Source organism: Ruminococcus callidus ATCC 27760 (assembly GCF_000468015.1).
GTDB lineage: Bacteria > Bacillota > Clostridia > Oscillospirales > Ruminococcaceae > Ruminococcus_C > Ruminococcus_C callidus.
The window spans coordinates 1-1,161 of sequence record NZ_KI260318.1; the positions used below are offsets into that span (position 1 = coordinate 1).

1 protein-coding gene is annotated in these 1,161 nt (G+C 39.3%); it reads left to right on the forward strand.

Going from position 1 to position 1,161, the window contains the following annotated elements:
- Window positions 1-104: 104 nt before the first annotated feature.
- Window positions 105-1,040, forward strand: coding sequence for an IS481 family transposase (locus tag RUMCAL_RS02670; RefSeq protein WP_021680935.1), 936 nt, complete (start codon window positions 105-107; stop codon window positions 1,038-1,040).
- Window positions 1,041-1,161: the final 121 nt, after the last annotated feature.

Consider the following 1,161-nt stretch of genomic DNA (forward strand, 5'->3'; position numbering starts at 1 on the left):
TGTATGTGTTAAAATGAGGTGAGCCAAAAAAAGAAGAAATTCCAGCCGAGATATGGTATAATGAATTTACCACAAAACAAAACACCAACTCGGAGGAATTTCTAATGAATATTATAGCACAAGAAGCAAAGAAACGTCAAGCGGTAGTAAAGCTTGCAAATAGAAAAGGAAAAAGTTATGCAAGCCGAAAATATGGAGTAAGCTTGTCAAGCGTAAAACGATGGTGCAAAAGGTATGATGGCACATGGCAGTCACTTGCGGAGAAATCACACAGACCACACAGTCATCCAAAACGCCATACAGCAAGCGAGGAACAGCTGATATTAAAATGCTTTCAAGAGAAATTTCTGAGATATGGCTGGGATGGTGTGTATGATGAAGCAATCAAAAAGGGATACACACGCAGTTTCAGCGGCATGGTATATGCAGCGAAGCGAATGGGATTAGGGGGAAGAGCCACAGATAAAAAGCCGCCCAGAAAGCATGACCGACGTTATCCTGAGCTTCTTGTTCCGGGGAAAAAGGTTCAGATAGATGTAAAAGAAGTACCATATCATTGCCTTAGGGGTGCATTAAAGCGTGATGGAAAGCATCTGTATCAATGGACAGCGATAGATGAATGTACAAGAATACGCTTCATATACGGCTTTGAAGAGCATACGCCCGAAAATACAGTAAAGTTCTTCAAAATGCTTCAAAAGGTATTTCCGTTTAAAATACAGACGATTCAAACAGACAATGGAACAGAGTTTACTTACAAATACATAAGTGATACCGAAGAATGTCCATTTGACAAAGCATTAAAAGAAGCGGGAATAGAGCATAAGCTTATTCCACCAAGAACGCCTTGGCATAATGGCAAGGTTGAACGAAGTCACAGAAATGATCAGAGATATTTTTATGATTGGGAGCATTTTAGAAGTCTTGAGGAATTTAATGATAAACTGCATAAACATCTTTTATGGAGTAATAGAAAATCCATGAGAACACTTGGAAGAAAAAGTCCTGTTCAGCTTTTGAAAGAGAAGCTGAAGGCGTGATCGCCGTTTTATGAAATCCTTTTTCATTCCGCTACGCTCCACTTCAAAGAATTTCATAAAACATTGTACCTTATCTCTGGCATCTTTTCATCCAATGGGTCACATCTATTGACAACGCAGA